The organism is Chamaesiphon sp. OTE_20_metabat_361, from assembly GCF_031364565.1.
This window is the reverse complement of sequence record NZ_JANLWO010000864.1, coordinates 1-2,579: the sequence shown is the minus strand read 5'-3', so window position 1 is coordinate 2,579 and position 2,579 is coordinate 1. Positions and strand designations below refer to the sequence as shown.

Sequence of the window (2,579 nt, the reverse complement as noted above, 5' to 3'; positions counted from 1 at the left end):
GATCGAGAACGATCATGTATTAGCTGCGGTGCGTTTTAAGAACTCGCATGTCGATACCGTCATTTCATTGGTGATGAAGGTGAAACTAACCGACAAGGCCCACACCATGCCGCCCACAGGTACACTAGAACAGGTAACTCTGCCTGTAAGACTTCAATCTCAAATTGTGAATCATTGATGACGGTAACACTACTCACTTTGATAAACTCCTAAATATTATTACCTTCTAGAGTAGAGCAAGATCGATCGAGTTGTTTGAGTTGCTGCGGAGATTTTTACCCCACCTCATTCCTCCCCTTTCCAAGGGGAGGAGGTTAGAAAGCCCCCTCTAGGAGGGGGGTTGGGGAGTAACACTATCTCAGCCGAAGCCCAGTTGATTTGCTTTAGGAAAAATTACTTGGACTGATAGTAAATCTTCGTGCCAGTATTGGTGACAAAATGACAGTTCTCCTTGGCATCCCAGAAGGCTGCCCAGATGGAGCGATCGGATTTCCGATAATAGTCCCCCAAAACTGGTTTAATCGCCTCTGTAGCCTCTAAGAGGTGGTAGTGAGGAATCGATAGGAAGATATGGTGAGCGACGTGGGTGCCGATATCATGGTGGATATTATTAATAAAACCATAATCGACATCGATCGTCGAAATCGCACCTTTGAGGAAGTACCAATCTTTGCCGCGATACCAGGGGATATCGTCATCGGTGTGATGGAGGAAAGTAACCAAATCCAACCAAACGACAAATCCCAGATAAGGCATCAGGTAAAACTTCACCAGCCACAACCAACCCCAGGTAAATGTCCCCGCCGCTACCAGTGCTACCATTGCCGCACACCAGATGCTGCTAGTGATGACATCCCACTTTTCCGACTCGCGAAACAGGGGACTAGCTGGATGGAAGTGCGAACCACCCGGACGTTCGGGAGAACGACGGAATAAATATAACGGATAAGCCAGTAATAAAGTCAAATCGAACCGGAGAAACTTCTCCCACCACTGCATTTCGTCGTATTTACCTTCAGTGACGGGGTACCAACTTTCATCGGTTTCGATATTGCCAGTATTTTTGTGATGTGTCCGATGGCTGATGCGCCAGCCGTGGTACGGAACCAAAATAAACGAATGTGAGATATGTCCGACGAGATCGTTGAGCCACTTGTGACGTGAGAACGAACCATGTCCGCAGTCATGTCCGATCACAAACAGTGCCCAGAACATGGTTGCTTGTGCGAACCAGAAGATCGGATAAAACAGCCAAGAGTCCAACTTGTACGCGATCGCATACAGCCCAGCTACAATTACGACATCACGGAAAAAATAAGATAAAGACTTCCAGGTAGAAGGCTCAAAACAAGATTTGGGAATTGCAGCGCGGACATCTTGGATCGTGAACGGCAGCCGTTCTCTTTCAAATATAGATGCGTTGTTGTCTACTGGCTCGACTAAATTAGATTGCACTTACTTTTAAAAATTACCTGAATAATAGACCAACCGCATTGTTACACTCAGCAACAATTTTCGCAACCGGGAGATCGCGGGATCGGTCTTTATTTATTAGGTGTGGGATGGGGGATGGGAGTTGGGAGGTGGGGGACTGGGAGATGGGGGGACGGGGGGACTGGGAGACTGGGAGACTGGGAGACGGGGGGACTGGGTGAATTTCGATCGCTCATTACCTTTTACCCTTTACCCTTTACCCTTTACCCCTTACCCCTTACCCCCGCCCATCCGAATTTCTGAGTAGAAGGATGCGAGTGAATCACCGCTAGCTTGGGTAACGATGGTGGTGCGGAGTCGGACATTATCGCTTTCAAACCAAATGCGTTCATCCGATCGAATGTTGTCAGTTTGGGTTATGAGTGTGAGCGCATTGTCATCGCCTAGCGTATATGGAGACACATGAGACTTCCCACCAGTAAGATAAATAAATTTTCCAGTGTTAGCTGTTGGGGCATCGGGAACGGCAATTGCGATCGATTCACCCTGCGGTGTTGTAGCGTTTTGGGGCTGGGTATCCCAACTGAGAGTCCCTTTCCAAGTATATTTAATGCCGCCCCAAATGGAGCTTGGCTCGACACCTGCTTGTTGGCACAGTTGGACTACTTGCGGATTGTCTATGGGTAAAATTTCGATCGCGAGATCGGATTTACCATGTTCTGACTGTTTGAGAGTTAGGTGCTGACTAGTCTTTTGGGAGAACCATTTGCCAGCACTCAGCTCAAAAAATTCGCGGACGTTCATGGGGTAGAGGGTAGGGGGTAGAGGGTAGCGATTCGCGTAACTCCTGACGGAGAGGCTACGCCAACGTCGGGTTCCCCGACGGTTCAGCGGCGTTTTTATGTCTAGGGTTCCCCCCGAATAAAAAAGCGACGCATCGAACGGGAGGGAACCTCCCGTTTGTGTGCGTCAGCGACGCGCGTTCTGGAGGTTCCCTCCAGGTCGAGCGCGTCAAGACAAGACAACGACAAGACAGCGAATCAAGACAGGGGGTAGGCTTTAGGCTTTAGGTTTTAGACTTTAGGTTTTGCGGATCGGATCGCGCGGAGGATACCTGGCGCATGTGTTTTACCGAGCAAGTCTTT

2 protein-coding genes and 1 pseudogene are annotated in these 2,579 nt (G+C 48.9%); all 3 read right to left on the bottom strand.

Features of this window, described 5'->3' with window-relative positions:
- Positions 1 to 74 precede the first annotated feature (74 nt).
- A pseudogene (locus RMO35_RS24270) lies at positions 75 to 197 on the bottom strand (thioredoxin family protein); the annotation flags it as partial.
- 196 nt (positions 198 to 393) lie between these two features.
- On the bottom strand, positions 394 to 1,455 hold the full coding sequence (locus RMO35_RS24265; protein WP_309745170.1) for a DUF3474 domain-containing protein: 1,062 nt from the start codon (positions 1,453 to 1,455) through the stop codon (positions 394 to 396).
- A 249-nt stretch (positions 1,456 to 1,704) separates the two neighbouring features.
- On the bottom strand, positions 1,705 to 2,238 hold the full coding sequence (locus tag RMO35_RS24260; RefSeq protein WP_309745168.1) for a phycobiliprotein lyase: 534 nt from the start codon (positions 2,236 to 2,238) through the stop codon (positions 1,705 to 1,707).
- Positions 2,239 to 2,579 lie beyond the last annotated feature (341 nt).